A 3,763-nucleotide genomic window follows, 5' to 3' on the forward strand; every position below is an offset into this window, starting at 1 on the left:
TGCTGGCCGGGTTACCCGCGGAGTTGTTCGTGCCCGGGTTGCCCGATGAGTTGTTCGTGCCCGGGTTGCCCGCGGAGTTGTTCGTGCCCGGGTTGCCCGCGGAGTTGTTCGTGCCCGGGTTACCGGCCGAGTTGTTCGTGCCCGGGTTGCCGGCGCCTCCGTTGCTCGGCGGCTGGCCGCCGGGAGCCGCGGCGAGGGCCGAGGAGGAAAGGATGATCGCCAGCGGCAGGGTGAGGGACGCGATGACGCGCCGCCGGCGGCGGGCGATGAAGGGGGTGGTCAACACGTGAAGTGCTCCCGTACTCGGTAGGAGGGGCGCCTCTGCACGCACCCGACCACCGGACGAGCCGGTCTCGCCACTCACTCCCCGCACGGCCTGGGCGACCGTCCTTCTCCGTGCGCCCCCGCGGGGGCGTCGGTGAGGGCCATGCGGATCACAGCCTCTGCGTCCGGAGCCGGATGCCCGAAGGCACCCCGTCTCCAGGGGCAGGCCGGTCTCGCCACTCACTCCCCGGACGGTCTAGGCGACCGTGTCTCTCCGTGCGCCGGCGGGAGAACTGCCCCGCCGGCGTCGGTGTGGACCGTCCGGATCAACGCTGCCTCGGGACCGGGGGCTCAGACCCTGTCCCGTTGCGCAGGACCACGGATGTGAACCTGCGATACACAGAGTAGCCGAACCGTGACTCGTTCTAACTAGCCCATTCGGGTGACGCCTCACCCGCTCGGCGGTGCGGGAGCGACAGGGTGGCACCCTGAAGTATGCAGCCGACCGCGCCCGAGATGACGCCCGCCGAGGCATACCGCCGTGCGGTGGCCGGCGAGGTGCTGCTGCTCGACGTCCGCGAGGACGAGGAATGGGCCGCGGGGCGCGCTGCCGAGGCGGTGCACCTCCCGCTGAGCCGCCTCGATCCGACGGCGGTGCCGGCCGACCGGCCGGTGGTGGCGGTGTGCCGGGTCGGCGGCCGCTCGGCCGCGGCGGCCTCCGCGCTGGCCGCGCGGGGGGTCGAGGTGGCGAACCTGACCGGCGGGATGCAGGCCTGGGCGGCGGCGGGCCTGCCCGTGGTGCGGGACGCCGGGGCGCCGGGCGAGATCATCTAGCGGCCCGTCCGGCCGCAGCAGCCTGCTCCGGCCGGGTCGACGTCGCTGCCGACGTACGAGCCGTGACGGGGGCGGCTACAGCAGGAACCGGAACAGCGGGCTGTCCGGCGGCACGGGGGAGATCTCCGGCGGAGCGGCAGCCATCCGCTCGAGCAACGCAGCCAGATCCTCCGGGCGGCCGAGTTCGATACCGACCAGGGCCGGGCCGGTCTCGCGGTTGCTGCGCTTGATGTACTCGAACAGCGTGATGTCGTCGTCCGGTCCGAGCACCTCGTCCAGGAAGCGACGAAGCGCCCCCGGCTCCTGCGGGAAGTCGACGAGGAAGTAGTGCTTGCGACCCTCGTGCACGAGGGCGCGCTCCACGACCTCGGCGTACCGGCTCACGTCGTTGTTGCCGCCCGACAGCACGACCAGCGTCGTCGCTCCCGGCTCGACCTGCAGGACGTCGCCGAGCGCCGCGGCGGCCAACGCGCCGGCGGGTTCGGCGATGATCCCGTCCGACTGGTAGAGCGCCAGCATCTCGGTGCAGACCCGGCCCTCGGCCACCGCGACCAGCTCGACGCCGCCGTCACGCACCAGCGGGAAGGTCACGTCGCCCGCGCGGCGCACCGCCGCTCCGTCCACAAAACTGTCGAGAGCCTCGAGGCGCACCGGCTCGCCGGCCTCGAGCGCGGCGGCCATGCAGGCCGCGCCCGCCGGCTCCACGCCGACGATCCGGACCCCCGGGTGCCGTGCGCCCAGCCACACGGCGGCGCCGGCGAGCAGCCCGCCGCCGCCCACCGGGACGACCACGACGTCGGGCACGACGTCGAGCTGGGACAGCGCCTCGAGCACCACCGTCCCCTGCCCGGCGATCGTGCGCGGATGGTCGAAGGCCGGTACGAGCGTCGCGCCGCTCACGCCGGCGTCCTCGAAGGCGGCCGCAGCCGCTTCGTCGTAGCTGTCGCCGACGACCAGTACCTGCACCACGTCGCCGCCGAGCACCGCGATCCGGTCGCGCTTCTGCCGCGGCGTCGTCCGCGGAAGGAAGACCTTGCCCTGCACCCCGAGCGCACTGCAGGCGTACGCCAGACCTTGCGCGTGGTTGCCGGCACTGGCGCAGACGACGCCCCGGGTGCGCTCCTGCTCCGACAGCTGGCTGACGACGTTGTAGGCGCCGCGGACCTTGTAGGAGCGGACGACCTGCAGGTCCTCGCGCTTGAGCAGAACGTTCCCGTCCACCCGCTCGGACAGCCGTGGGCTGCGCTCGACCGGTGTGGGCGCGACGACGCCGGCGAGCCGCTTGGCCGCCGCCTCGACCTCCTCCGCTACGACCGTCATCCCCGCGACGCTAGTGCGTGCCGGATCAGCGCTCGGAACGCCGTCCGGCGGCAGTGCCCGTAGGGCAGGCTCGACGCCATGGCGGGAACGCGACCCGGACGGCGACGGCTACGGATGCTGGCCCGGCTACTGCTCCCGCCGCTCGTGGTGTTCGTCCTGGTCCGGCTGCTGCTCTCCCTCGCCGCGGTCCGCAGCGGCTCGCCGCCCTGGGTCGCGGGAAGCTGGGCGCACTGGGACAGCGCGCTCTACCTCGACATCGCCGAGAACGGCTACTCCCTCGAACGCTGCGGCCCCGAGTACCCGCCCGGCAGCTGGTGCGGCAATGCCGGCTGGTTCCCGGCCTATCCGGCGCTGATCCGGCTGGTGGGCCTGTCCGGTCTGCCGCTGGTGACGGCCGCCGCTGTGGTGTCCGCGGTGACGACGCTGGCCCTGCTCCTGGTCCTGTGGACCCGCTTCCTGCACGCCCGCCTGGCGCCGGGAGCGCTGCTCCTGTTGCTGCTGGCTGCCGTCTTTCCCGGCGCGGTGTACCTGCAGGCGGTTTTCCCGATCGCGCTGTTCGTGTCCGCGGTCCTGGTGCACCTCGACGCGCTGCAGCGGCGCCGGTGGTTGCTCGGCGGCCTGGCCGCAGCGCTCGCCGCGTCGGCCTACCCGCTGGGGGCGGTGCTTCCCCTGACCGGCTTCGTCGGGGCAGCCCTGCTGGCAGGAGGCACCCTGTTCTCGCGGCTGCGCGCGGCAGCCACCGTCGGCGGGCTGGCCGCGGCCGGGGCGCTCGCCGTCGTGGTGCGCCTGCAGGTGTCCACCGGGCACTGGAATGCCTACCTGCTGGTGCAGGACAAGTACGGGCACGGCCTCAACCCGCCGTGGGAGACCCTGCGCGCCACCCTCCGGCCGCTGGTAGGTGCCGACGGGTTCACGGCCGCGACCGCGGCGGCCTGGCAGACGCTGCTCGTCGCGGTTCTCGTCGCGCTCACGCTGGCCGGTACGACCGCTGCCCTGCTGCGGGACGGGGGACGGCACGGGGAGACGGGACGCGGCGAGGCCCGGGCGGCGCTCCCCGTCGCACTGTTCGTCGGCGCCGCCTGGCTCATGCCGCTGGTCGTCGGCAGCGGGGTGAGCCTCTACCGCAGCGAGGCGGCGCTGCTGCCGGCGGTCCTCCTGCTGCGCCTGTTCCCCCGCGACGTCGCGGCGGTGCTGTTGACCCTGGCGCTGCCGCTGGCCTACGTCATGGCGCAGCTGTTCTTCACCGGGAGGCTGGTGTAGGCGACTCTGGCCAGAAGCGGCGCGGGGCCAGAGCCCCCCCCCCCGGTGGTGCGGGCTGCGCAGGACGACCGACCAGAGCCACTCG

General features: G+C 73.8%; 4 protein-coding genes. 2 read left to right on the forward strand and 2 right to left on the reverse strand.

Annotated elements, in window-relative coordinates:
* The coding region (locus WD794_03005) for a hypothetical protein (GenBank protein MEX2289277.1) at positions 1-286 on the reverse strand (286 nt) is incomplete at its 3' end.
* 473 nt (positions 287-759) lie between these two features.
* Here WD794_03005 and WD794_03010 point away from each other — a divergent pair.
* Positions 760-1,098, forward strand: a complete 339-nt coding sequence (locus tag WD794_03010) for a rhodanese-like domain-containing protein (GenBank protein ID MEX2289278.1) — start codon at positions 760-762, stop codon at positions 1,096-1,098.
* A 75-nt stretch (positions 1,099-1,173) separates the two neighbouring features.
* Here the strand turns inward: WD794_03010 and ilvA are convergent, their stop codons facing one another.
* Positions 1,174-2,418 carry a threonine ammonia-lyase IlvA gene (gene ilvA / locus WD794_03015; protein MEX2289279.1) on the reverse strand — a complete coding sequence of 415 codons (1,245 nt, stop codon included), beginning with the start codon at positions 2,416-2,418 and terminating at the stop codon, positions 1,174-1,176.
* Between the two features lie 78 nt (positions 2,419-2,496).
* Between ilvA and WD794_03020 the strand changes: the two genes are divergently transcribed.
* A complete protein-coding gene (locus WD794_03020; protein ID MEX2289280.1) occupies positions 2,497-3,678 on the forward strand; it encodes a hypothetical protein in 1,182 nt (393 codons plus the stop codon).
* Positions 3,679-3,763 lie beyond the last annotated feature (85 nt).

The sequence above is a fragment of the Mycobacteriales bacterium genome (genome assembly GCA_040902655.1).
Classification (GTDB): Bacteria; Actinomycetota; Actinomycetes; order Mycobacteriales; family SCTD01; genus SCTD01.

Coding starts and splice junctions, on each gene's coding strand:
- WD794_03010 (MEX2289278.1), top strand. CDS start 760: ATGCAGCCGACCGCGCCCGAGATGACGCCCGCCGAGGCATACCGCCGT.
- WD794_03020 (MEX2289280.1), top strand. CDS start 2,497: ATGGCGGGAACGCGACCCGGACGGCGACGGCTACGGATGCTGGCCCGG.
- ilvA (MEX2289279.1), bottom strand. CDS start 2,418: ATGACGGTCGTAGCGGAGGAGGTCGAGGCGGCGGCCAAGCGGCTCGCC.